Here is a 24,948-nt window from a genome sequence, read left to right as displayed (position 1 = left end):
CATGGAATGACTGTACGCAACTCTCGGCAGAGATTACCTGATTATACAATTGATTTTTTTAAGACTGCTCTCTGATAAACCTAAAAAAGCGCACAATTGTGCGCTTTTTAGGTCTATCAGAGATACAGTTGGTACAAAATCTTAATCTTCGCTCTATAATCCAAATAACTCTTTTAACTTTTTCTCTATTTCTCCATCCCCCTCTTCACCAAATCCCACCTGCTTCATGATTATTTTTCCTTCCGGACTGATCAGATAACCTGTAGGCACTGCGGTTACTGCAAAGCTGTTTACAGACACATTTTTTGTATCCAGTACCTGTGGCCAGGGCAGCTGTTGTTTTTCCAGTTCCTTCAGCCAGGCTGTCTTATTCTCATCAATGGAAATACCCAGGATCTCGAATTTATCACTACGATACTTCTGATATAGCTCCTTCATATATGGGAATGAGGCTTTGCAGGGCCCGCACCAGCTGGACCAGAAATCAATCAGCACATATTTACCACGAAGGCTACTGAAGGTAACAGGCTGTTCTTCCGGCGTATTCAGTGTAAAATCTACCACTTCGAAACCAGGTACAGCACGTTTAAAGCCGATCAAACGGGCTTCAACTTCAGCACCGGTAGGGGAACGCTTTTGAAGAGGACCCAGTTTGTTATAAAGCCTTTCCAGCTCCTGTGCTGACAAAACAGATTGATAACGGCCGAGTATAAATGTACCTATGTAAGCATCTGCATTAGCTTCCACAAAGCTGCCGATATATGCAATCAGCCGCTGCTGTATCAATTCCTGGAAAGCCACATTTCTGGCCGAATCGCGTTGGTTTTTATCAGGAAAACGTTCATTTATGATAGCACTTACTTCTACCCTTACCTGTTCCCTTCCTTTTTCAAAATCCTGAAAAGCAATCACCGAACGGTTACCACGGATCTTTCCGGACCGAAGCCCCTGGGTTAAATCTGTAACATCGAAATAAATAGTACCAGGGCGATCTGCCACTATAGCAAATGCCGGAGGAATTGGCTTCAATGTGGTTTCATACTCAGCACGGATGGAAGGGGGCGCATCTTTTACCCAGGGCATACTGATCGTAAAACGGCCATTTTTTATTTCAACAGAATCCTTTTTTATACCATCTCCCAATACATATACTTTATTATGTCCTTTCAGGTCTCCTTTCACGGTACCTTTGATAACAAGCTGCGGTTGGGCTACCGCGCCGGAGGCGCACCCAATCATTATTAAGACTGAAAATAACTTTCGCATATTCATCCATTAAACAATTAATAAGGACGGGTTTCGAGCGGAATACCCCAGTTGGGGTTATGCTTAAGCACCACATTACTGATAGGCACAATAAAATCTTTCGAGTCGATGGTGCCTTTATAACTTTGTCCGGCAATTTTGTGTACGATCTCAGATTTGGACCAGGGCTTGCCTTTGTCGAGCGTAAAGCGTTTCAGATCGAGGAACCTTTTGAAACCACCGATTGGTAACTCCCGTCTTCTTTCTTCCAGCACCCATTGTATCACTTCATCCTGTGTGCCGGCAGTAAGTCCGGGCGTACCGGTTTTAAGCCGGTATTGGCGAAGTGTATTAAGATCTGCAATCGCAAGGTCGAGTCTGTTCATTCTGGCATATCCCTCTGCACGCATGAGCAATACTTCCGGCCAGGAGAAACCATCGGTCATCTTCGTTTTCCGGAAACGATAACTCAGGGTGCGCATACCATCATCATAACCACCCCCTTGCGTTGTTTTGTATCCGGGACTATTGAGGTAGAAAAAACTGAAGCGGAGATCATTTGCCTGATCGAACAAGGCGATCAGTTCTGCAGAAGGATACGAAAGTGAAAAACCAGCTTCCCTTTCTGTGGCCCGGTAGAACAATATCTCCCGGCTATTTACTAAACTCAGGTTAGCATCCTGTGAAGTAAGCAACAGTGAAGTGAGCGGCCTTGCAGGGTCCGCCAATTTGAATTTATTGTAATCATACAGCACATTCGCCGGGCTACCCGCAGCAGTCCATGCCAGGCTGGCATAATGTACCACACTATCGTACTTTTGGGTAAACAGATGGTAGTAAGCCAGCATAGCATAGCCAGAGGCTTTATTGGCACGGGAAGGCCAGGTGGATCTTACCGGAAGATCAGGTAATGCTTCATGCAGTTCTTTGAGCACCCGCGTAGCCACTTCTTCCGAGGTAGATAAATCGGGAATTGGTTTATTGATATCAATATCCACCACATACGGGATGGTTTTGGTGGAATTATCTGTACCAGGCTTGTATACCGGCCCAAAGATCATATTGGCATTGAAATAGCACCATGCCCTGGCCACGAGTGCCTGGGCCACCGAAGTTTTGCCTAAGCTCTCTTCCTCCGGTGTTTTTTGACCGATGCCCCGGATTCCTGCAATGACATTATTAAAATAGGATATCTGGGGATACATACCCTGTGAACCTGCACTCCAGAAATCGTCATCAAGGTTAGGATTTTTATAAGGCTGGCGAAAGATATAGGCATAATAACGTTCCACATTCGGATGACTGCTAAGCAGGAAACCTACTTTACCCTGTCCTTCCGTCACTTCAATGTTATCTCCAAGCCCGGCAAGCATTGAGCCTTTGTTTCCATCCAGGAAATTGAGTTCTACCGTACTTGTATTATCCAGCAGATGATCGTAATCTGCTACTGATGATGGGATCAGCTTTCCTTTAGGCTTCACATCGAGGAACCGTTGACAGGAGCTCATCAGGAAAAGCGCCGCAAAGGATATAATATATTTTTTATTGGTCATAGTAATTGGATTAGAGGTTTACGGAAAATCCGATATAAAACTCGGGTCTCAGCGGAAGTGCTCTGCTGGTAGGCATATTCACCACCTGCTCAATTGTTTCAGGATCTACCCCCACCTTATTGGCTGTCCACATCAAGAGATTACGGCCCTGGAAATAAATCCTTGCATTATTGAGTCCGGTGTTGCCCCATATTTTATTGTCGAGCCTGTAGGAAAGGGTGAGATCGCGGAGTTTCACGAAGTCTGCCTTTTCAATCATCTCCCCTATGTACGGGAAATACCAGGCATCTGTATTGAAAGCAGCGAGTTTAGGATAAATGGTATGCTGCTCATCTCCAGGTTTTCTCCAGCGCAGGGAAACATCTTTATGATCAAAATTATCCCCATTGTAAGTATCTCTGCGGAACACCCCACCCATTTGTGCAATCATCATAAAGGAAAGATCAAAGCGTTCATAGCTGAAGGTATTGGTAAGGCTCAGCAGATATTTAGGTCTGGCCGTTCCGGAATACACCATATCGTTTACTGTCAGATCAGTTCCGTATATTTTTTTGCCTGCTTCTGAGTAATATTGCGGCGTACCTGTATTATCCAGTCCGGCAAACTGATAGCTAAAAATCCCATCAAGCGGATACCCTGTTCTTAATACCGCACCCGCATTACTTCCGAGTATAGTACTGGAAAAGCTGAAGGTCAGGAAATTTGGACTTGGATAATCATAGTTGAACTGTAATACCTTGCTCCTGTTATAGCTACCATTGAAAAATACATTCCAGCCAAATTTATCCGTTTTCACTACATCTGATTCCAATGAAAGCTCAATACCGGTATTTCTTGCGGAACCAGCATTTCTTGTAACGATAGGTCTTCCATAGGTTGGGTCGATAAAGTCAGGCGCTAACAGATCTTTGCTTAGTTTATTGTAATAATCGAGCGTAAGATTGAGCCGTCCTCCCACCAAACGTATATCCGTTCCGATATTTGTAATCATCGTACGCTCCCAGCGCAGGTTATTATCCGGCAGGGAAGATATGCTATAAGGAATACCTCCTGTGATAGCAGAGTAGTTTGCCGGTGTAATCAACAGGAAAGGTCCCTGTGTAAAGGAAATATTTCCATTGATACCGTATGAACCACGAATGTTCAGTTGATCTATCCAGGCAGTTTTGAAAAATTCTTCCTGACCAAGTTTATAGGTTCCACCAACCGACCAGTTGGGTTTATACCTGTACTTGGGATTAGTACCGAACAGATTGCCCTGATCGATACGTGCACTACCGCTCAGAATAAAACGGTTGTCATATTCATAAGAGCCGTTGGAATATACAGAAACGAAACGGTTATCCCGCAGCGAGTAGGCGCCATTGCTGACAATCTTCATGCCATCCGGGAACAGGAAATCTGATTTATAGACGTTGCTGTTAAAATCCATGTAATTGAACGTCGCAAATGTTCCCGCCTGATCATTATACCCCATTCTGGTAGGAGCGGCATTGTTATCTACCAGATCTTTATTTATTTCGCCACCGGCAATCACTGAAATCCGGTGCACACCATTGAACGTTTTGCCATAGTTAACCTGTGCTCTCGCAGTGTAGGCTTCGCTCTGGCTACGGGTTTCATTCATTATTGCTCCTTCCGGCAGATAATGTTTGCCGGGGTTGGATATGGAAGACGCCGCGTTGTAAAACGACCGTACATAGAATGAGTTGGCACCACGCAAGTTGCGCAAAAGACCACTTCCCCTTGTCCAGGCACCTCCTACTTCAGCGCTTAAACCATCCAAGATATCCACGGAGATACTGGCTCCCAATCTTGCCAGGAATGCCTCGTTATTTGTTGTAGCTAACCCCAGGTCGTTCAGCGGATTGTATCCCATCGCTTTCAGACCACCATAATCAGCGTAGCGCTCAATGAGGTCGGGCCTTACAGCAGGAATATTCTGTGGATTGCCGGATGCGTCAACAATATCATAATAAGGTTTCATGATTTTTAAAGTGCTGAAATCAAGCATATCGCCTGCCTCCATTGGCGCTTTGCTATTGTTGAAATTGATATTGGAGAACATTTTAACGGTAACCCTATTCACAGGTTTCCAGTCGTTCTTGAGATCGAGTATCAGCCTGTTATTGCTGCTCCCTTTCATATTGGTCTGGTTGGTGATATAACGAACCGCAGCATTGGTAGAGAACTTATCTGAGCTGGCAGAAAGGGAAAGGTTATGTTGTTGTGTTAAGCTTTTCCGGAATAAATACCGTTCCAACTGGCCCAGGGTATTATTTTTTCTCAGCTGGCTGAGCTCCGCATTCACTTCATCTTCCGAAAGCAGGCCCTGATCTTTCTGGATCATTAATTGGGTAACGCGGCCATAGGTGGTATACGATTCATAATCCCAGGCAACGTTAGCCACATCGCTGTTGTAGTAGTCTACTTCAGCGTCCACAAAATCGGCAGCACTGGTTTTGTTGAGGTAGGATAATTGGGGACGGAGCGTCATGCCTGTACTGCCTTTATAACTTACCTGTAGCTTTCCACGCTTAGCCGTTTTTGTGGTGATAACGATCACACCGTTGGACGAACGGGCACCATAAATGGATGCAGCCACCGCATCTTTCAACACGGTGATGGTTTCCACGTTGTCAATATTCACAGATTCCAACCCTCCTGGTGCAGGAAATCCGTCGATTACCACCAGTGGTTCACCATTGGCCAGGAAAGTAGATCTCCCCCGTACTTCCACCTTACCCTCTTTAGTAATGGCAACACCGGCCGCCTGTCCTTCCAGGGCGGTCAGCAGACTGGGTTGCAATTTGCCTTCCAGCCGTTTTGTTTGCACGGAAGAATAAGCACCTGTCATTCTTTCCCTGGAGATAGACTGGTATCCAGTATTTACGGTAATAGCCACTTCATCCAGTTTGGTGGCAGCCCTGCTGAGTTTTACAATAAGTGCTGGCTGTCCTTCTTTCAGCATGTCGGCAGTAACCGTTATTTCACGGGGTGTATATCCCACATAGGAGAACCGGAGGGTGTTTCCTTCACTAACAGCGATCGAAAAACTTCCGTCGGAGGTAGTGGCGACTCCCTTTTGAGTTTCTTTAACCTGGATGCTGACACCAGGTAACGCCGCCCCCTCCATATCGGTAACCCGGCCCGTAATCACCGTTACGGGTGCAGGCAACGCAGCAGACGTTTCAACAGGAGCTCTCCGGGGCTTTCCGGACAGAATAATTGTTTTGCCCTGCAATGTATAATCGAGTTCCTGGCCTTTCAGTACCAGGTCCAGAACCTTTTTTAAAGGAGCATCTACAACTGTAAGCGAGATATTTTTGGATCCGGAAAGCAACTCTTTATTGCTAAACAGCACATATCCTGTTTGCTTTTCGATGACTGAAAACACTTTTTTCAGTGAAAGATTTTGGCCTGAAAGTGTTACTGACTGAGCAGAAGCAGCCCCCTTCACGGAAACCAGGGCTGTAATCAGAAAAAGAGGGAGCAGCCTCATTACTTTTGAAATTTGTGCCGGCAGTCTGCTTCCCTGCAATGCAGAGAAATGCAGGCAACCATAAGCAGTTTTTTGCATAAATTGTGAACTAGTTTTGGTTGTGAATAAAAACGGTGTGCGAAACCTTTTATGAATCAACTAAAATGCCGCCGGAAACGGGTCCAATCGTTTCCGGCTTTTTATTCTGGCTGTGTCATGGCATTACAATCAGTGTTCTGCCCTCCAGACGAAAATGAACATTTGACTTTTCTAATGCAATCAATAACCCGTTCAGCGGGATATCCCGCGTCATTTTTCCGACAAATTCAATATCTGGCACGCCTGACTCATACTTAACCTCGATATCATACCACCTTTTCAACTGGCGCATTACCTCATCAATTCTTGCATCTTCAAAATCAAAAACACCATTTTTCCAGGCCATTACCTTCCCTACATCAGCGGCGCCGATGGCCATATGGGATACTATGTCGCCACGCATGGTCAGGGAAGCCTGGCTACCAGGCTTTAATATTATTTTCTGCCTTCCATCCGGACGGTTCATGCTAAGTGCCACTTTTCCTTCCAGCAGTGTGGTATTCAGAGTAGGTTCATCCGCATAAGCGTTCACATTAAAATATGTGCCCAGCACCTCCACTTCAAACTTGTCATCAGCATTCACAATAAAAGGTAGTACTTGCCCTGCTTTTTTCAGGGAAGCCACTTCAAAATAGACTTCCCCGCTGATCACCACCCGGCGGGTATCTTTCGTAAACTGTGTTGGGAACCGGATTGAACTGGCAGCATTGAGCCAGGCTACCGTACCATCCGGCAACAAAATTTTGAATTGCCTTCCCTTTGGTGTGGTAAGCGTATTAAACGTTTCTTCTGCTGCAGCTTTTCCGGCCGCCTGGTACTCCAGCTGGCCGTTCTTCACCGACAGGTCGGCCCCGCTCTGATGCCCAATGATTCCATTTCCAACTGAATCGAGCAGAACTGTAGAACCATCTGCCAGGGTAAGCACCGCGCCATGCTGCCCCGGCATAATCTGCCGGGTTTCTTTTGGCGCCTGTTTTACCAGCTCAGTATTTTTACCCGGCCAAAAGAACCAGGTACCGGCAAACAGCAATAATACGGCTGCTGCATAGCGTATCCAGGAATGGCGCAGGAATCGGACAGGCCGGGCAGGTTCAGCTATCCGGGGCTGCTGTAGATGTTGCTGGTGGAATGCTTCCAGTTCTTTCGGTGCAGCCGCTTTAAAAGTTGAATATGCTTTATTTAGTGCTGACAGGTTCTCACCTTCGTTGAGCCAGGCCCGCCAGGCCTCATGCACTGGCTTCTGTTGCAGCCAATGCTGTAACTCTTCCTTTTCAGCCTCCGACAACTGATCCAGCTTTTCATATGCTATCAGCCTTGCCGCCCTTAGCAATGCAGGCAATTCATCCTCTGGTATATCGTTTTCATTCATCATCAGCAATAGCTATTCACTATAAGACAACAGCTATACACCAGAATTGACTTCCCCCATGAATTTTTTTTGTTAAAAAATTAAAATGACAGGTTAATCCGCCAGGAACAGGCTGATAAGTACCATACCGGGAGCAATTTTTCCCCGCAGCAATCTTATGGCTCTGGCTTTTTGGTGGCTTACTGCCGAAGGTGAGATTCCAAGTTGCAGGGCAATTTCATTGGTACTGAGGCCTTCAATGTTTAATTGCACCACTTTAGTGCATTCGGGGGGTAATGTTAATATGGCTTCGTGCAGTAAACGAATGGCTTCTGCATTAAAAACATTCTGCAAAATATCCTCATATGATTTTTCTTCCAGCTGCCTGTCGTAAGCTTGCCGGACTTTCTTTTCGTTCCGCTTTAGCTTTTTCAGGTGGTTTAAGGAATGATTACGGGTGGCTACATACAAATACGCATTTATGCTCCTTACTTCATTCAGAAACGTCCTGGTTTTCCATAGCTGCAGAAAAACCTCGGAAACAATATCCTTTGCGGCAGCCTCATCTTCTACAATCCTGTCAGACAGCACACAAAGTGCCGGGTACATTTCTATAAAAAGCTGGTCAAATGCCGCTACATCGCCCTCATGCAATCGTAAAACCAAATCTTTCTCACTATGTAACTCCCTATTTTGCAATACTTATATCACTTTAAATCTATATCTACCTTTCAAAGATAAATTTAACTCCAAAATAATCCTAACATTCCCCCCGGCTGTTTCCTGTTAATGTCTGGAAGATTTCCTTAATTTACTTTTACTATGAAGCAACATATCCTTACCAGTTCACAAGCCAAAAAAATAATCCTGCATGCAGCAGGATTGGCGCAGCCCGGGCAATTTGGGAAAGGGATGGCCGCAGTGTACAAACTCATCGACCACCTTGGTTTTGTACAGATCGACACCAACTATGTTGTTGAGCGGGCGCATCACCATGCGATTGCATCCCGTGTACCTGACTATCAACCGGCATGGATTGATGAACTGCTGGCTGCCGGAGACATCTTTGAATTTTTCACTTATGGTACGGGGTATATTCCCATGCACGAATTCCGGTTTTCGTTGCCGGTGAAGGAAGGTTTTTTATCCCGAAGAAAACCCCTCACCCCACCGGAAACCAGTCTGATGAAGAAGGTACTCGATAGAATTGCCCGTGAAGGTCCGCTGATGGTAAAGGATTTTGATAATGACCGCCCTGCGGCAAGCTCCGGCTGGTGGGATTGGCGGCCGGCAAAGCTCGCCCTGGAAAGACTATTCCTGGATGGCAGCCTGATGTGTACCCGTCAGCAAAACTTCCAAAAAGTATATGACCTGCCTATCAACCTGGTGCCTGGCCATGTGGATACTACCATGCCAGACCCGGAAGAATTTGCACGGCATGTAATCCGGCGTTCTTTACAAGCCCTTGGGATTGCCTACGCAAAAGACATGGCCTGGCGGGCACATTATGCAAAGGATAATCTGGTAAAAACGGAGCTGGAAAAGATGGTAGCAGCCGGTGAAGTTTGCCTCGTCAACATAGAAGGCATGAACACCGCTCCTCTGTATATGTTACCGATCTACAAAAACAAAAAAATAAAACTGAGCGACCATGCATTTATTCTTTCTCCATTCGACACATTAAATGTATTCCGGCATCGTTTAAAGGACTTCTTTAATTTCGATTACCAGATAGAATGTTTTGTTCCCCAGGCGAAGCGGAAATACGGGTACTTCTCTTTACCGGTGTTAGTAGGTGACACCTTTGTAGCCAGAATGGATGCAAAAGCTGACAGGAAACATCGCATACTTACGGTTCATAATCTCCATTTTGAACCGGTGCAACTATCTCAATCCATGATTGCTAAAATCGTGGATGCGATAAAAACCTTCACCGCGTTCAATCAGTGCAGGGAAGTTATCATCAAAAAATCGAATCATAAACAGTCGCTGAAAGCTATCCGGGATGGCCTCTCTTAAACAACTGGTAATTTTCTTATTCAACGTCTTTCCACCAGGAACGAAATGTTTGCAGACTGTCTTTAAAAAGTACAGGCTCCCCAATCATGGGCGTTATCAAATTAAACTGGTGTTGTTTTGAGGCCTGTGCAATATCATCAAGTGATTTAAACACCTGCAATCCGTCTTTTATATTCGGCCAGGGCATCTTCCAGTCGTTCCCGCGCTGTAGTATCCCCTGGCACATTGTGAGATGGATGAATATGCAGTTTCACCCCTTTCTCTACCAGTATTTCCGCCACTGTGATAACGGTCATCCACACACAGGTAATGAAGGCCATAGTAGATACCGGTCCCAGTTTGTCCTGATGATCTTTGATAGCCACAGAGGCATCCCCTATCGGTGCACAGGTGTCTACTACAATATCTGCCAGTTCAAAAATATTTTTGCCACTGGAGTGGCGGGTTTGTTTCCCTTCAGCTTCAGCAGCGGAACCAAAAGCGATCACTTTCATGCCTTTCTTCCGGGCTTCGATGGCAACATCAATATTCACGTTATTGATACCGGAATGCGAGAAGAGCCACATCGTATCCCGGGAGTCGAAAGTATAACCTTTCATGATCTCTACTCCATATCCTTCTACCCTTTCCAGGAAAACGAACTGATGAACGCCCATTTCCCCGGTAATACGGGTAAAGAACGTAAGGGGCAGTTCCACCATAGGATGGAAACCTACGAAACCACCAATACGTGGATACATTTCTTCGATGGGAATAGTAGCATGACCGCAACCAAAAGTATGCACCCATCTTCCGCATTCAATACTGGCAGCCATCACTTCGGCAGCTTTTCTGATATTATCCATCTGCGTTGCTTCGATCTGTGTCATCACATTTCTTGCATTCGAAAGCCATTGTTTTGCTAACATAATTTGTTTATTTATTGACAGTAAATTGGTTGTGACGAAATAAAATAAAACTAATCAGCATCATACAGGCAATCACGAGATAAGATACCGTAGTCAGATGACCGATACCATAATGATGCACCACTATTCCCATCAGGTAATTGAGCAGCATATTACCAATGAGCGCGAAGGTGAATACAAAGCTGAATGCTGTACCTCGCTGCGTTGTAAACTGCTCCCCAATAATGCCCAGCATCACCGGAAAACCAGCGGCCACGCCTGCCCCGGAAAGTACCAACCCGATTAACAATAATGGTTTGTTATGCCCTGCCTGCATCAGTATTACCCCTACCATCAGCAATAACAGCCCCGTGTAGATGCTGATCCTGGGTGATAAATTGCTTAGTAAGCTCCCATTTAGCAACCGCATGAGTATCATACCCACCACGTGCAGGGTTAGTGCAAAGAGTGCAGCTGTTTCATCCATCTTTCCTCTTTCAACCAGGTAAGTAGTTGACCAGTTGTTGATGACAGCTTCTATACTGCTCTGAAAAAACAAAAAGAAAGCTATCAGTATCAGGGTACCATCCAACAGTTGTTTCCAGGCAACAGTTTGCCTTTGTCCTTTCAGTTTAGCACCAGGAAAAACGATAAAAATATAGCCTATACCAACAAGTGCGGTGAATACGCCTACCCCTGCCACCACCTGATAAGCCTCAAAATGTCCGGTCAGCATACCCAGTATCAGGGGCATTCCCAGCGCACCAATACCAAAGAAGACACCGAGCAGGCTAAGGTCTGCGCCTTTATTACGGGTACTGATATCAGCTACTACTGCATTGGTAGTACCGTTCACGATCCCACTTCCCACACCAAACAGAAATATGCTCAGTTTGAGCCAGGATAATGAATGCGCATATGCAATCCCTCCAAAGCCTGCGGACATTCCCATACAGGCCATTACCAATAACCATTTATAACCATACCGGTCACTTACAGGCCCGAATATCAATGAACCAGTCAGCATGCCAACCGGCAACAAGGAAAAAAGCGTTCCTGCCGTAATCCCATCCAGCTGGAATTTCTGTTTAAGGAATCCGGCCACTGCACCGAGAGTTATCAGGCTTATGCCAAAGAGCAACATACCCAGGCAGGCAGCCAGGAAAACAAGATTTTTTTTATACATCGAGCTAATCGTTAGCAGCTTTTATCGCCTGTAGTGCCAGCCATCCTGCCCCCCAACATCCTGCCATCGCACCAAGTTGTGATGGCACTATCTCCACACTGTTCATACTCAACGGTTGCCCCCATTTGGAGGCTTCCTCATAAATGGCAGGAATCAGTGGAATAGCCGGGCCAAATACCCCACCCCCCATAATGATCTTTTCGGGATTGAATATGCTCACAAGATTGGCCACCGCCATCCCCCACCACACGATACATTCCGCTATTATCCGTCTTGCAAGCGGGTCCTCCTGTTCATAGGCCGCAAAGACAGCTGCTGCGTTCAGGCGCTCTCCGGCATTGTTTCTAAGCACACCATTGTAGGAAACATCCGCAGACAGTAATTCACGGGCTACTTTGGCAATACCATCTCCGGAGGCAAGCGTTTCGAAATGGCCGCATTGCCGGTATTTAGGAAGCCAGGACCTTTCCATTGTCATCCAGCCAATGGCCCCGGCAGCATCATTACTACCCCTTAGAAAATGGCTGTCGGCCATTATGCCCATGCCAATACCCGTACCTACTCCGATAAAGATGGCATCTGTACATCCCTGTGCAGCCCCCTTCCAGGCTTCGCCCATGATATAGCAGGTTCTGTCACTATCAATAGCCACCGGAATACCGGGCGCCACCGCCATTATTTCAGCAGCCAGCGGGTAGTTTTCCCAACCAGGGATATTAGGCGCCCAAACAGTACTGTCTTTCCGGTTGCTGATACCCGGCACACATGCTCCGATAGCAGATACCGGATCTCCTTGCTGCAATTGTTCCTGCAATAGTTTTGACACCTGCGCTGTAAGCAGGGCGCCTACAGCAGCACCGCTACGCTTTTCCAGGGGAAGACATTCCTGTCTCAACAGTTCTGCCTCTTCTGAAAAAACCGCCGTTGCCAGTTTGGTACCACCAAGATCGATCCCTAATAGTGACATACTATTTGTTTCGGATTATTGAAAAGGCTTTATCTAAGGTTATTTTCCTCCACTCCATTGATAGGCAGCCAGTAAGTAGATAAGCGAAGCTGTTCCATCCATCGTGGGTTCGTTGGTGGAATAGTCTCCATAGTCATCATGATAAACAGCCAGCTGACTTTGAAAAGGTGCATATGAGTCAGGGTTATTCAATTGGATGCCAATCAGATTATTGTATATGTTACCATACACTGGCCCATCCACAAGCCCTCCATCAATAGGAGCTTTCATGATATGCGTAAAAGCCGCATGTGGATCCACAGGCGTATCACCATTAGCCGGAAGCCCGTACACCATGGAGGTGCCCCAGGGATTACATCCGAAAAGCCAGTCGAAATTAGCCTGCTCCAGTTCACGAAATTGCTTATCGTTAGTAAACTGCCGGTACCAGTAACACTGGATCGCAAAGGAGGTAGTAAGATTATTGCTGCACCAGATGAAAGGAATACCGCGATAAAATGCATTCGTCTTAGCTTTGTTCCAAACACGGGCGATACCTGTATGATAGTACTGAATGATGGAATCACGCTGCGTCCCTTTCAGGTTCCTGCCCAGTTCGTAGTGCCCCAGATTGATAAAAGGATACCACTGGTAATGTTTGGCGGTATCGGCACCTAGCCAGGGGGTAACCGGTTCCTGCCTGGCATAATACAAGGCCTCCTCATTACGATGTAAAGTAGCGGCTGCGAACTCCATATCATCTACCCAATTATCTTCCGCATAGATGTAAGGAGATTTTACAGAGGCCGTTTGTGTCACACCTGGTTTCCGCAATGCGAATTTGTAAGCAGTACCGGCCTTATATTGCAGCAGATCACTGAACCCTTTATCGATACCCTTATAGATACCGGAAGCGATCGCGAATGCACTGGCGAATTTTCCGGCTGTAGAAGAGGTACCAGTGGTATTGTTCATGAATTTACCCCTGACCTGCGGCTCACCACTGATGAAATAAACCGGACGTTCGTATCCCCGGCCATACATGCTATCTAGCCCCGGTATCCGCATACCTGCGTGGTCTCTGTCGTCTGCAATCTGATTAAACATCCATTCATCCCTGGGGTGCATTTTCAGTAACCAATCAAGTCCCCATTTCGCTTCATCCAATACATCTGCTATACCATTACTACCTGACAAACCATTAGCAGCATGTGAGTCTGTGAATACGGAAGGAAAGTCACGCCATGCCATCAACAGATGGGCGGTAGCATTGGCAGAGGTAGTAGCATATTGCAGGTAATCACTGGCATCATGCCAACCACCAGTAACAGGTACAAAGGTACTGTCCGGCATGGGGCCATATAAAGTGAACCCATCATACATATGACAACTGTCGTTCAAAAAAGGATTGAAGCCTGAACGTTGCTGACGCATATAACGCAAACAGAAATCTGCTGCACCATCATATACATCCTTGTTTATTCTGAAAAAGGGGGATCTGGTATTCCCAGCCTGCAAATAATAAGTACCTGGTTTTGTGTAGGAAGAAAAGTTCAGGCGCCAGGTTTGCTGAAACGGGCCATATGCCCCCATTGCCCTGCCTGCTGTTTTACGCAGCACTTTTTGACCCGTTGCCGAATCCACTAATTCGAAAAAGCTGACCGGCCTCGTTCCTTTACTCCCATAAACAGCAACTTTTATCCCACCGGGTGTATAACCGAGCTGATTGATACGGATCCAGGCAGAATCAGTGTCCTGGGCAATCGTAGCAGCAAATGGAAAGAAGACAACTAATATGTAAGCATATTTTTTTTTCATAACCGGAAGAGGTGATGTTTTTCGATGATGCTTTTTTTTGCTGTTTTAGTACCTTTAAATTATGAATAAAGCACGAATCCGCAAAATAAAATCGAATATGTTTTAATACAGTTTTATATTTGTTGAACAATACAAACAGTCATGCTTCAAGAAGAACGCCAGAACATCATCATCAACCAGATAAACCTGCATCATAAAGTACTTACTACGGACCTCAGTAAATTACTGAACGTTTCACTGGATACCGTTCGCCGCGACCTGCATGAACTTGAAGAAAGCGGACGGGTTGTTAAGGTTCATGGCGGTGCAGTATCCAAATCTTTCCATATTCCCTTCCAGCAACCCAAGGTATATGCCAGGGAGGAGAAAAAAGAAGTGGCACATAAAGCATTATCTGTTTTCAAAGATGGCATGAACGTATTAATGGGCGGCGGCACCATTATGCTGGAGCTGGCGCGGATCATTCCTAAAAACCATAAAGGCACTGTATTCACAGTAAGCCCGCTCGTGGCACTGGAGATTGCGCAGCGCTCAAACATCCGGGTGATACTTATAGGTGGCGAAGTTTCGCATGATGCGTATGTGTGTACCGGTCCCACTGTGATCAGCCAGCTTTCTGAATTGCATGTAGATCTTGCCTTCATTGGCGCAAACGGTTTATCTGTAAAAGGAGGTCTTACGGACCATGACTGGGACGTAGTACAGGTAAAAAAAGCATTAATGAAAGCAGCAGATAAAACAGTACTAATGTGCATTTCAGAAAAAATAGATGTGTCACAAAAATTAATAGTCAGCCCATTGCGTGGTATCCACCTATTGATCACTGACCTTTCTCCTACAGACAAACGATTACAGAAATATGCCAAATCCGTAAAAGTCATTTAATCGGCCTGGAAGGCAACTTACGTTTAATCCTCCGCCTTGAAATAGGCGTACCATCCATAATCATCCCAATCTACCCCTCCGGTATATTTTACAGGATGGAATATGGTTAAATAGTCTTCGTTCAAAGTGAGTATCCAGAATTTATTGGACGTACCATTCTGACCGCAATCGTCATAGTTGGCACCAATGATAGGTTTGGAAGTGATCAGTTCGCCGAGTACACCCTGATCAGCAACATTATGATTAAAAGCGTAACTACCTTCTGCCGCGAGGCTGCCATCAGCGTTATACACCAGCAACTTATTGCCATTGAACAAGAGGTTCATATACAGATTGCCCACCATTGCTTCCGTCACATTAGCCCACCACATGAAATTTGATTCAGGCACATATCCTGCACTGGTATATTTCCAGCCACCATAGGCCCCCATATTACAGACAGATCCCCACGTTACATTCCGGAACTTCCATTTCTTTCCGGCCATGACATCCGCTTTGTCTTTAGCGCCTGTCAGATAACCTGACCAGGGATCAAATACATTGGTAACGGTGATGGTTACAGGATCAGTGGCAATCCTGGTATTCGCTGAAATACCGGTATAATATATCTGAAATGTTCCATTAGATTCATACACAATGGTATCATTATCCGTACCTACCGTTTTTTCGCCACCACCCCAGCCCAGGTGCCAGACACCTCCTATATCAGGTCTATCATTCTTAATAACAACATACTGATCTCCTTTCACCTCCCCCTCTTTATTTGGGAAAGGCTGGGAAACAGTTATAGCCTTTTGCAGCACTTCTTTGGAAACAGGTGTACCAACTTTATCAATATATTTTTCCCTGAGCGTAATATCTTCTTTGGTGGTACAGGCAGTAAGACAACTTACTCCTATCACCATACAATTTAGAAACAGCATTCGTTTCATATAATTTGATTTGTCAGTTTTTAATAATTATTCCAGTCTGTGAATTGCGCAGATGGATCCCAACCAGGGTTTTGCTTGATAAGACCGTTGGAGATATCAATCTCCGTTTGAGGAATGGGCCAATAGCCTTCCGTTACTTTGATCCGTTGCTTGTAATTATAATTGACCATAGGTACTACCACTGCCGCATTGATCACATTAAACCCGGTTTGCTTATTTAATGCATTTCCGATCTCTTCAAATGAGGGCCCCGACCAGCGCAGCAAATCCCAGTAGCGAATAGATTCAAAAGCGAGCTCCCATCTACGTTCCTGCTTGACAGCATCTAAAGAATACCCGATAGGTGCCAGGTGGGAACGCGCCCTTACCCTATTCAATCCTGTAGCATCTTCTTTCAGTTCTGACTGCATCAACAGCACATCTGCAAAGCGGATATGTATCAGGTCTGCTATCTGCAATAAGGAAGCGGAAGTTTGACCGGATATGGCGGGAAACATCTGTAATGAGAACGACAGAATATTATTATTGTTAAAAGAGTTGATATTGATATATTTCTTCTGAAAATATCCGGTGTTCTCATAATAACGGTAAGAAACCGTATAGTCCGGTTCACCTGCATCCAGTTTGGTATCCATCAGTACCGTGTTTGCCTGATTAGGATCAAGCGCACGGTAAGACCAGATGGAACCTGTAAGACGCGGATCAGTCGTGTATCCTCCGGTGTAGGTTTGAGCCGCCGCCCAGGCTTTCCATTCATTCACCATAGCAGGAGAAACCGGTCCTGCCCCCCAGCCCGCACCAAAAGGATAACTACCGGCCTTTGAATAATTATCTCCGGAAGGAGAATAGAACAGGCAATTAGTATTACTGAACCAGGTATAGGTCCAGTCTGCCTTCATGTTGTACTTGGTAGCAAATACTGACTCTATAGCACTGTTGCCCGCCCATTTAAGATGATTATTCACCACGTAATTGTAACGATGTCCCGCTGCATTGTTTTCAGTAGCTTCATTGGTATAAGACCAGATATTCCGCTGATCGTCTACCAGGTTGTGTCCGGAATTATTGACACAGTCGTCGATCCAGGCTATTATCTGGGCTTTCGTAATACCTCCGGGCAGTTCCTGTTTGGCATACCTGCCGGTATAGAAAAGAAAGACCCTTGCCATCAGTGCTTCCGCTGCATACTTAGTAGCATGCCCTGCCAATTCAGACCCTGAAGGGTAAATTTTTTTGGGCATCATTTCTATGGCATGTTTGAGGTCTTCTGCTATCAACTGGTATACTTCTTCTACAGTAGCCCTTGGCAGGTTCTCCGTTTCCAGGGTGGTACGAATTGGCACGCCGCCAAAGATCCTTACCAATTCATAATAAGCCATGGCCCTCAGGAAATAGGCTTCCCCAAAGTGGCGCAAGCGCTCCGATTCGTCCGACCATTTCTTAACGTTATCCAGCGTAGCTACCGCATTATTAGCCCGGTTGATCATCCGGTAACAGCGGGACCAAAGGCCTAGCAATCCATTCAGGTTATCCTTGTAAAGAAGGAAATTCACGGCGCAGTTACCGGAGAAGGAAAGATTACCGCCAAGGCAATCATCACCTGCCAGTTGTGCCACGTACATTTCGGAAGAGGTTTCCGGACTTTCATACAGCAGGTTTGCATAGATCGCTGTGATCATTTCACCAGCATCTTTCTCCGTCAATGGAAAGTTGGCAGTGGTTTTGGCCGTAAGATTATCCGTATCTAGGAATTTATTACAACCGGCGGCCATCATCATCAACAAAAAGATGAGAAAAGTATATCTGGACTTCATGTTACAATGATTAAGGATTAGAATTGAATATTTACTCCAGCCAATACTGTGCGGGCACTGGGATAAAAGCCAAGATCAATACCTCTTGCATAATCAGCCGCATCCTCCCCTCCAAAACCGATCTCCGGGTCCATACCTGAATATTTCGTAAACGTGTGCAGATTCTGTACAGACACATAAAGTCTGCACATGTGCAATGGTAATTTTTTATACAGCTTTTTGATATCCACCCCAAGTGTGATATTCTTGATTTTCAGGTAATCTCCATCTTCAATAAAAATGTCCGAAACACTGGACCAATTGGAGCTGGCGCTACTGGTAAGTCGTGGTAGTTTATTGGAGCTACCTGCTCCATTCCATCTTTCAAGGATATCGGTGGAAAAGTTATTCAGTGGAGAAGTAGCGAAGTCGCGGTACACTTTGAATATCTGTTGGCCAAAAGCGCCATAGGCATTAACAGAGAAATCGAAAGCTTTCCAGCCCACATTGAATACAAGCCCCATTGTATAATCCGGATGTGGATTTCCGATCATGGTACGGTCCTTTTCATCGATCACCTGGTCATTGTTTACATCTTTCCAGATGACATCTCCTGGCTGGGTTTTATCCCCATTCAACAATGGTCCTTTATGATTTTTAATTTGTGCCTGGTTTTGAAAAATTCCTTCAGACTGGTAACCATAAAAATAACCAATAGGATAACCGACCTGTACACGATAGCTTTCATCTGCCCCCTCCCAGGGAATACCACCGGGGCCATGAATAATACCATCCTGGTTGGCAATTCTGGTAACATTATTTTTATTGAACGCGATATTAAAGTCCACTCCATAACGGAAATCGCGTGACAAATTATCGTGCCAGTGTAATGCCAGCTCAATACCTTTGTTTACAATATCCCCTCCATTCACAGCCGGAGGTTCTGCGCCAAAAGAGTACAAAACAGGAGCGGTAACCAGCCAGTTTTTGGTTGTTTTTTTATACCAATCAAGCTCCAGCCCCAGCCTGTTGTTCAGAAAACGTGCATCGATACCGATATCTGTCTGCTCCTGGGTTTCCCAGGTAAGATCAGGGTTAGTAAGTTTATAGGCATATGACCCGGTAGCCACATTACTCATGGAATTACCGAAAGTATAACCACCATAGGTATTATTGGAAGTTACCAATGCCAGCCATTGAAAAGCGGATACGGCGTTGTTGCCATTCTGGCCCCAGGAACCTCTGAGCTTCAGGAAGTCAATAAATGTAGCCTCTTTCATAAAAGACTCGTTCGAGATGGTCCAGCCTGCTGAAACAGATGGGAAGAAACCAAACCGGTGTCCATTGGCAAAAATGGAAGAGCCATCATACCTGGCAATCAATGACGCCATGTATTTTTCTTTATAGTTATAGTTCAGTCTTCCGAAGAAGGAAACCAGCGCTCCCTGACCGTCGGGTAAGCCGGTGAGTGCTTGCACACTGGTGGCATTGGTAGCAACATTCGACAAATATGCATGTTCGAAATCATCAAAGTTGGAGCCGGCTTTGGTACCACTCATGGATTCTCCCATTCCCCATTTTTCGATCGACTGTCCAACAAGCACATCGAAATGGTGGTCTTTTACGTTGAAAATATAGTTAGCCGTATTTTCCCAGGTAAAGCGGTTGAATAAGGATAAGGATTGTATTACCCTGTCGTTAGCACTGGTGATGGCCTGCGTAAGCTCATAAGCAGGTGTATATGCCCTGTAACTGGATGCCCCCATAATATACCCGAACTGGGTCCTGAACTTAAGGTTTTTCAAAGGCTGTAGTTCAGCATAGAAAGAAGATTGCAGGTAATGCGATTTACTTTTGTTTTGATTCATCAGGTAATCCATATAAGCAATAGGGTTCTTATCGGCCCCATTGGAGATGTCCCAATTATAACCATCTGCCAGCCTGTCTTTATAAGTATAATAATCTCCATCCTTGTTATAGGGATGCATCAGTGGACTCATCACCAGCATATTATGCACGCTGTTCCAGTAGATGCCATCAGTAGCGAAAGAGCCATTGATCTCTGAGTACTTGTAATTAAGGGTTTCTCCTATACGAAGGATATTTAAATCATTTTTCCGGATGGCGACATGATCAGAATTAATACGGAGGTTATACCTGTCCAGGTCAGGCATTTTACCCGGCACTCCCATGGTAGCCTGCTGATTGGTATAAGAAAGTCCGATAGAATAAGTAGATCGGTCTGTACCTCCTGTAAAATTAAGGGAGTGATTCTGCTGGCTGGCATTCTTGTTCATGATCTCTTTGAGCCAGTTGGTACCTTTCCAGGAGCCATCATTGATCGCCTGCAAATCTGCTGCCGGTAAATAACTTTGCCAATTGTAGGGAGAAAGTCCGTCCATCAGCCGGCCTTCGTCCTGTATCATCATGTATTCTTTAGCATTCAGGATAGTAGGGATCTTATAAAGATTCTGAGCGCCATAGTAACCATCATACATTACCCTAAAAGCACCCGCCTTACCCCGTTTGGTGGTGACCAGTATAACGCCGTTGGCAGCCCTGGCCCCGTAAATAGCAGAAGAAGCTGCATCTTTCAGAATATCGATCGATTCGATATCAGCAGGATTCAATCCATCGATGCTCCCGTTGGCCACACCATCAATTACATACAGCGGGGAGGAATTTCCATTAGTACCGATACCACGGATATTCACTTTAAAACCTTGTCCGAGGAAGCCGTTGTTCTGAATGATATTTACGCCAGCCGCCTGTGATTGCAAGCCTCCCAGTACGTCCACCGTATTCAACCTGGCCACATCATCACCTTTTACCTGCACGGTAGCACCTGTTACTAATTTTTTCTTTTGGGTACCATAACCCATCACCACTACTTCTTCGAGGTCAGGTTTGGCAGATTGGAGTGAAATAATCAATGGCCCCGTACCCGATACTTTCAGGTCAAGTGTCTGGTAACCAACATACGAGACCTTCAGCGTTTGGCCATTGCTGGCCCTGATCGTAAAGTGTCCGTTAGCATCCGTAAGTGCAGTAAATGCAGCATTCATATTCCTGATAGTGGCACCCGGTAGTGGAATGCCGTCGGAACCGGTAACCGTTCCTTTTAAGGGAGGATCCTGAGCCATCGCGTGTGAGAGCAGGAACACAAGCAGCAGCGATACTACAGTTTGAGGTAATTGTCGCATTATTTTGGTATTTGTAATGAGAAAAAAAAGTTCCTCAGATAAAATGGCTTAAATAAGTACTCACCTGCCAGTACCATTCTATTACCGGAATGTTTTTACACACATTTCCGGCACCACACAAAACCAGAACCACGATTTCAAATATCTAATATTCCATGCTGCTTTAAAGGTAAAATTATTAGACAAAAAAGCAAAATAACTTACATAATTTCATGGGAAATATTTTTTAATAAATATAATTTACTCATTATCAATTAATTAAAATCAAATAAAATATTGCTGTTTTATACAGTTTTTAATATCAAAATACAATTACAGCATTATAACGCACAAAATAAACAGAGAAAACAGCATCTATAAATCAGGATGACCCGGTTTCCGAAGCCCCGGAATTATATTAATTGGGTTATGCTTATTTTTACTTCAAATTATTAAGCTATGATACTACAGTACCTGTTGGGTGAATTCGAGCATGAAGTAACCAGCACGCGTAAATTGCTACAGGCGGTCCCTGAGAAAGATCTTGATTATAAACCGTCCGAAGTTTCCTGGACGATGGGGCAACTTGCGCAGCATATTGCCACCATTTACTACTGGTACGAGGGGGCCCTTACTAAAGATGTCTATGATATGGCTGCTGACCGTCTGGAACGTGGTTCTCCCAATGATATCAAGGCAACTTTGGAGCTTTTTGAGCGTAATGTGGAAAAAGCCAGGGCCGCATTAAAATCCCTGACTGAGCAAAAACTACAGGATAACTGGACCATGAAAGCAGGTGAAACTGTGCTCCTTGGCCCCATACCAAGGGGTATTGTATCGCGTGGATTCCTTTTCAATCATATCTATCACCATCGGGGCGAATTGATAGTTTACCTGCGTGCTACAGGCAATAAAGTTCCGGGTATGTATGGCCCTACCTACGAAGAAAGCAAGAAAAACTAAATGCCTCGTTAAACAGTAAATAGCTGTTTAACAAGGCATTTGGCCTTATTTCAATCCAAGGACTTTTACCCCCTGTTCAAAGGTGATATCCACAGGGATACCTTTCTGTTGCAGCTTGTTGAGGTCGGCCTGTAAGTCAGGACGCACTACAGCCTTCTCTTTCATCAGTTTTTCTACCGCAGGTTTATCTCCATTTCCCTGTAAGGTCAGGATCAGGTTACTAAGGCCGTTCATTGCATCGCGGAATTTTGGCACATCCACTTTATAATGGCCATCCTGCGTTTTGGTGAAGGCGCCCTTTTCTTCGAAGTAATTAAAGGCCAGCATATTGGCCTTACCATGTGCCTCCCCTGCGCCAAATCGTACCGAGCGGAGAATACCAGCCATGAAAGTGGTATAGTAATTTTCTATCGGACCAGGCAGTTCATTCATCTCCACCAGTTTGGTCACCATATACAGGCCAAGGATATCCGCCTTCGCTTCTTCCAGCCAGGAACCCTGCTCCTGCAATGCTGCCCGGACAGTACCTTTCCCGTCTATCGTATTCTTAACACCAAGTCCGTGCGCCACCTCATGAAACATTACGTCTGCAAAAAAGGCATCGAATTGTACCTGGCGAAGTTGTGATGGATCTATCAACTCCTGTGCTATCGGCATGAGAATATTGTCAAACTTAGCCCGCATGGCATTTTTGAGCTGGGAACGGCGGGTACCCTTTGATTTTTGAAGTGCTTCATTGTTAGGCAGGTTCACCGCAATAGTCTTGCCTCCGGAGTTGCACTGACCGGCATAGTAGATCACATCATACGCATTCAATTGTGAGGATGTTCCCGGTACTTCTTTCTTATATTTATCCTCTACGGGGAGGCCTTTCTGCAAAGCCGGAAGCATGGCTACATATTTTTCCAGCTTCTTACTCCATACCTTATCCTTAACAAGAATATAGGCCTCAAAGGCATTCCGGGAATTATACAGCTGGTCTTCATAATTTTCAATAGGACCAATGATCACATCCAGGCCATTGTTTTTCATATCCATCCAGGCAACATCACTTGGCATGTAATTGTCGGTAATCAGTGCCTGCGCACGCAGCTCCAGGTACTTTTTCAAGTCAGCATCTTCTGCCAGTGCAGCGGCCTGTACTAATAAGTCTGATGCCCGTTTCAAGGGAGCCTGATAAAATTGATGATAAGGAATAGCGATCAGCTTTCCCGCGCTATCACGACGGATCACAGAATATTCGCCGTGTTTATCCTTTACATCCGATTTTTCCAGTTCTTCTTTTGTCATATCATGAGGATAAAACTCTCCACCAGGAGGTTTGGTACCCACACCGGCAATAAAAGGCGTATCGTTATTCAGTTTGTCCCAGGGACCATAGTTGATCCGGGCAAACTCGCGGGTAGTTGAATCTGTTATAGCATTAAGCAAACTGTCTTTATTGCCATAGGATTGTTGCCAGTACAGATCGTCCATTATTGCAGCAGCTTCGATCAGCAAAGGAATCATTTGCTTTTCCTTTTCAGACAACGCACTGAGATCTGCGGTCAGCTTTACAGGAGCATAGCCCGCCAGGCGTTGTGCAGCATATTGTTGCAGGGAATCGGGGGCGTTCTTCTTTTCTTGTTCAGTATTATTGTTGCAAGCTGCTATAGGGAGCAGGGATCCAAAGAGAAGAATTTTCAGCATTGGCTTCATATCATCAGGATGTTTTGGTGAGAAAGGCCAAATGTAAAAAAAAGCGGCTAGTGCTAGCTCATATTTTTGATTGCCCACACTTGTATCTCCGTCAATACCGGCTTCAGCCTTTCCCCTTTTTCGGTTAAAGCATATTCAACAGTTGGAGGCATAGTAGCAAAAGCCGTTCGGTCTATGATCTTTTTATGTTCCAATTGTTTAAGCTCCTTTACCAACATCCTGGTATTGATACCAACAACACTCCTTTCAAGTTCCTTAAACCGCATTTTCCCGCCCATCAGCACATTAATGATTGACATCGTCCATTTTCCGGAGATGAGGTCCATGGCTTCCTGAAAAGGGCAGCTTTCCGTTTTTTTTATTTTTCTTTCATCCTTCAAAGCCATAATACGCCCAATTACTTTACTTTATGTTACTGAATACCAAAATGGTAACTACTTGTAAATTTAACATAACCTGCCGAAGTTTGCAATAAGTCAAAACTGCGCTTATGTCATTACAAGCTATCGAACAATTTATCGCTAAACAACTTCCCAACGTTACACAGCTGGAAAGCTTTGGATACACCTTCTTCTTCTATGGGCCGGAGCAGGTACTCCCGTTCGTAACAATGGCTGCCTCAGACAATGAACATGACAGTGTATCGGATCTAAACCGGGATGGCGTATTCCGGGTAAACATAGGCGTATCAAAAAGCACTTATAACAAACTATTTGAAAGCCCTGAAGCTGAATGGGATTACACCACATTAAACCGCTTCATGCCACATCCACATTATGCTGCGCAACACTTTATCTGTATATTAAATCCGGAGGAAGACCAGCTGACAGCAACATACAAGTTTATCGAAGAAGCCCATCTTGTTGCGAAACAACGTTTTGACAGAAAACAATCTGCTAAGCATTCCGGTTAA

General features: G+C 45.1%; 18 protein-coding genes. 4 read left to right on the top strand and 14 right to left on the bottom strand.

The features are described from left to right. Window positions 1–153 precede the first annotated feature (153 nt). The 5 genes from ABR189_RS05930 to ABR189_RS05910 all read right to left on the bottom strand — a co-directional run bounded on the left by ABR189_RS05930 (window position 154) and on the right by ABR189_RS05910 (window position 8,392). Window positions 154–1,266, bottom strand: coding sequence for a redoxin domain-containing protein (locus ABR189_RS05930; protein WP_354659536.1), 1,113 nt, complete (start codon window positions 1,264–1,266; stop codon window positions 154–156). 17 nt (window positions 1,267–1,283) lie between these two features. Further along, on the bottom strand, window positions 1,284–2,798 hold the full coding sequence (locus ABR189_RS05925) for a RagB/SusD family nutrient uptake outer membrane protein (protein ID WP_354659535.1): 1,515 nt from the start codon (window positions 2,796–2,798) through the stop codon (window positions 1,284–1,286). Window positions 2,799–2,808: 10 nt separating this feature from the next. Beyond that, the gene (locus ABR189_RS05920) at window positions 2,809–6,378 is read right to left on the bottom strand and encodes a SusC/RagA family TonB-linked outer membrane protein (protein ID WP_354659534.1); all 3,570 of its coding nucleotides are present in this window, start codon (window positions 6,376–6,378) and stop codon (window positions 2,809–2,811) included. 115 nt (window positions 6,379–6,493) lie between these two features. Then, window positions 6,494–7,750, bottom strand: coding sequence for a FecR domain-containing protein (locus ABR189_RS05915; protein WP_354659533.1), 1,257 nt, complete (start codon window positions 7,748–7,750; stop codon window positions 6,494–6,496). A gap of 90 nt (window positions 7,751–7,840) precedes the next feature. Then, on the bottom strand, window positions 7,841–8,392 hold the full coding sequence (locus ABR189_RS05910) for an RNA polymerase sigma-70 factor (RefSeq protein ID WP_354659532.1): 552 nt from the start codon (window positions 8,390–8,392) through the stop codon (window positions 7,841–7,843). A gap of 156 nt (window positions 8,393–8,548) precedes the next feature. On the opposite strand from ABR189_RS05910, the gene ABR189_RS05905 reads away from it, so the two are divergent. Then, entirely contained in the window at window positions 8,549–9,745 is a 1,197-nt protein-coding gene (locus ABR189_RS05905; RefSeq protein WP_354659531.1) for a winged helix-turn-helix domain-containing protein, read from the top strand. A 146-nt stretch (window positions 9,746–9,891) separates the two neighbouring features. Here ABR189_RS05905 and ABR189_RS05900 read toward each other — a convergent pair whose 3' ends face one another. The 4 genes from ABR189_RS05900 to ABR189_RS05885 are packed head-to-tail and all read right to left on the bottom strand — an operon-like array spanning window position 9,892 to window position 14,582. Beyond that, window positions 9,892–10,653 (bottom strand): sugar isomerase domain-containing protein, encoded by a 762-nt coding sequence (locus ABR189_RS05900; RefSeq protein WP_354659530.1) that lies wholly within the window; start codon window positions 10,651–10,653, stop codon window positions 9,892–9,894. Window positions 10,654–10,660: 7 nt separating this feature from the next. After that, window positions 10,661–11,818: an MFS transporter gene (locus ABR189_RS05895; RefSeq protein WP_354659529.1), complete on the bottom strand. Its 1,158-nt coding sequence runs from the start codon at window positions 11,816–11,818 to the stop codon at window positions 10,661–10,663. Between the two features lie 4 nt (window positions 11,819–11,822). After that, complete coding sequence (locus ABR189_RS05890; RefSeq protein ID WP_354659528.1) at window positions 11,823–12,785, bottom strand: ROK family protein; 963 nt, start codon at window positions 12,783–12,785, stop codon at window positions 11,823–11,825. A gap of 39 nt (window positions 12,786–12,824) precedes the next feature. Further along, window positions 12,825–14,582: a glycoside hydrolase family 9 protein gene (locus ABR189_RS05885; RefSeq protein WP_354659527.1), complete on the bottom strand. Its 1,758-nt coding sequence runs from the start codon at window positions 14,580–14,582 to the stop codon at window positions 12,825–12,827. A gap of 141 nt (window positions 14,583–14,723) precedes the next feature. Between ABR189_RS05885 and ABR189_RS05880 the strand changes: the two genes are divergently transcribed. Further along, complete coding sequence (locus ABR189_RS05880; RefSeq protein ID WP_354659526.1) at window positions 14,724–15,467, top strand: DeoR/GlpR family DNA-binding transcription regulator; 744 nt, start codon at window positions 14,724–14,726, stop codon at window positions 15,465–15,467. 23 nt (window positions 15,468–15,490) lie between these two features. Here ABR189_RS05880 and ABR189_RS05875 read toward each other — a convergent pair whose 3' ends face one another. Genes ABR189_RS05875 through ABR189_RS05865 form a run of 3 tightly spaced genes read right to left on the bottom strand, consistent with a single transcriptional unit; the run spans window position 15,491 to window position 21,395 of the window. After that, a complete protein-coding gene (locus ABR189_RS05875; RefSeq protein WP_354659525.1) occupies window positions 15,491–16,399 on the bottom strand; it encodes a hypothetical protein in 909 nt (302 codons plus the stop codon). A 20-nt stretch (window positions 16,400–16,419) separates the two neighbouring features. Beyond that, window positions 16,420–18,213 carry a RagB/SusD family nutrient uptake outer membrane protein gene (locus ABR189_RS05870; RefSeq protein ID WP_354659524.1) on the bottom strand — a complete coding sequence of 598 codons (1,794 nt, stop codon included), beginning with the start codon at window positions 18,211–18,213 and terminating at the stop codon, window positions 16,420–16,422. Window positions 18,214–18,230: 17 nt separating this feature from the next. Further along, a complete protein-coding gene (locus tag ABR189_RS05865) occupies window positions 18,231–21,395 on the bottom strand; it encodes a SusC/RagA family TonB-linked outer membrane protein (RefSeq protein ID WP_354659523.1) in 3,165 nt (1,054 codons plus the stop codon). A gap of 438 nt (window positions 21,396–21,833) precedes the next feature. On the opposite strand from ABR189_RS05865, the gene ABR189_RS05860 reads away from it, so the two are divergent. Next, window positions 21,834–22,337: a DinB family protein gene (locus tag ABR189_RS05860; RefSeq protein ID WP_354659522.1), complete on the top strand. Its 504-nt coding sequence runs from the start codon at window positions 21,834–21,836 to the stop codon at window positions 22,335–22,337. A gap of 45 nt (window positions 22,338–22,382) precedes the next feature. Here ABR189_RS05860 and ABR189_RS05855 read toward each other — a convergent pair whose 3' ends face one another. After that, on the bottom strand, window positions 22,383–24,035 hold the full coding sequence (locus ABR189_RS05855) for a DUF8614 domain-containing protein (RefSeq protein WP_354659521.1): 1,653 nt from the start codon (window positions 24,033–24,035) through the stop codon (window positions 22,383–22,385). 53 nt (window positions 24,036–24,088) lie between these two features. Next, window positions 24,089–24,421: a winged helix-turn-helix transcriptional regulator gene (locus tag ABR189_RS05850; RefSeq protein ID WP_354659520.1), complete on the bottom strand. Its 333-nt coding sequence runs from the start codon at window positions 24,419–24,421 to the stop codon at window positions 24,089–24,091. A gap of 104 nt (window positions 24,422–24,525) precedes the next feature. On the opposite strand from ABR189_RS05850, the gene ABR189_RS05845 reads away from it, so the two are divergent. Then, window positions 24,526–24,948 carry a DUF6194 family protein gene (locus tag ABR189_RS05845; protein ID WP_354659519.1) on the top strand — a complete coding sequence of 141 codons (423 nt, stop codon included), beginning with the start codon at window positions 24,526–24,528 and terminating at the stop codon, window positions 24,946–24,948.

The sequence above is a fragment of the Chitinophaga sp. H8 genome, assembly GCF_040567655.1.
GTDB classification, from domain to species: Bacteria; Bacteroidota; Bacteroidia; order Chitinophagales; family Chitinophagaceae; genus Chitinophaga; species Chitinophaga defluvii.
Note: the sequence above shows the minus strand (reverse complement) of the source record. Positions and strands in the feature narration are given on the sequence as shown.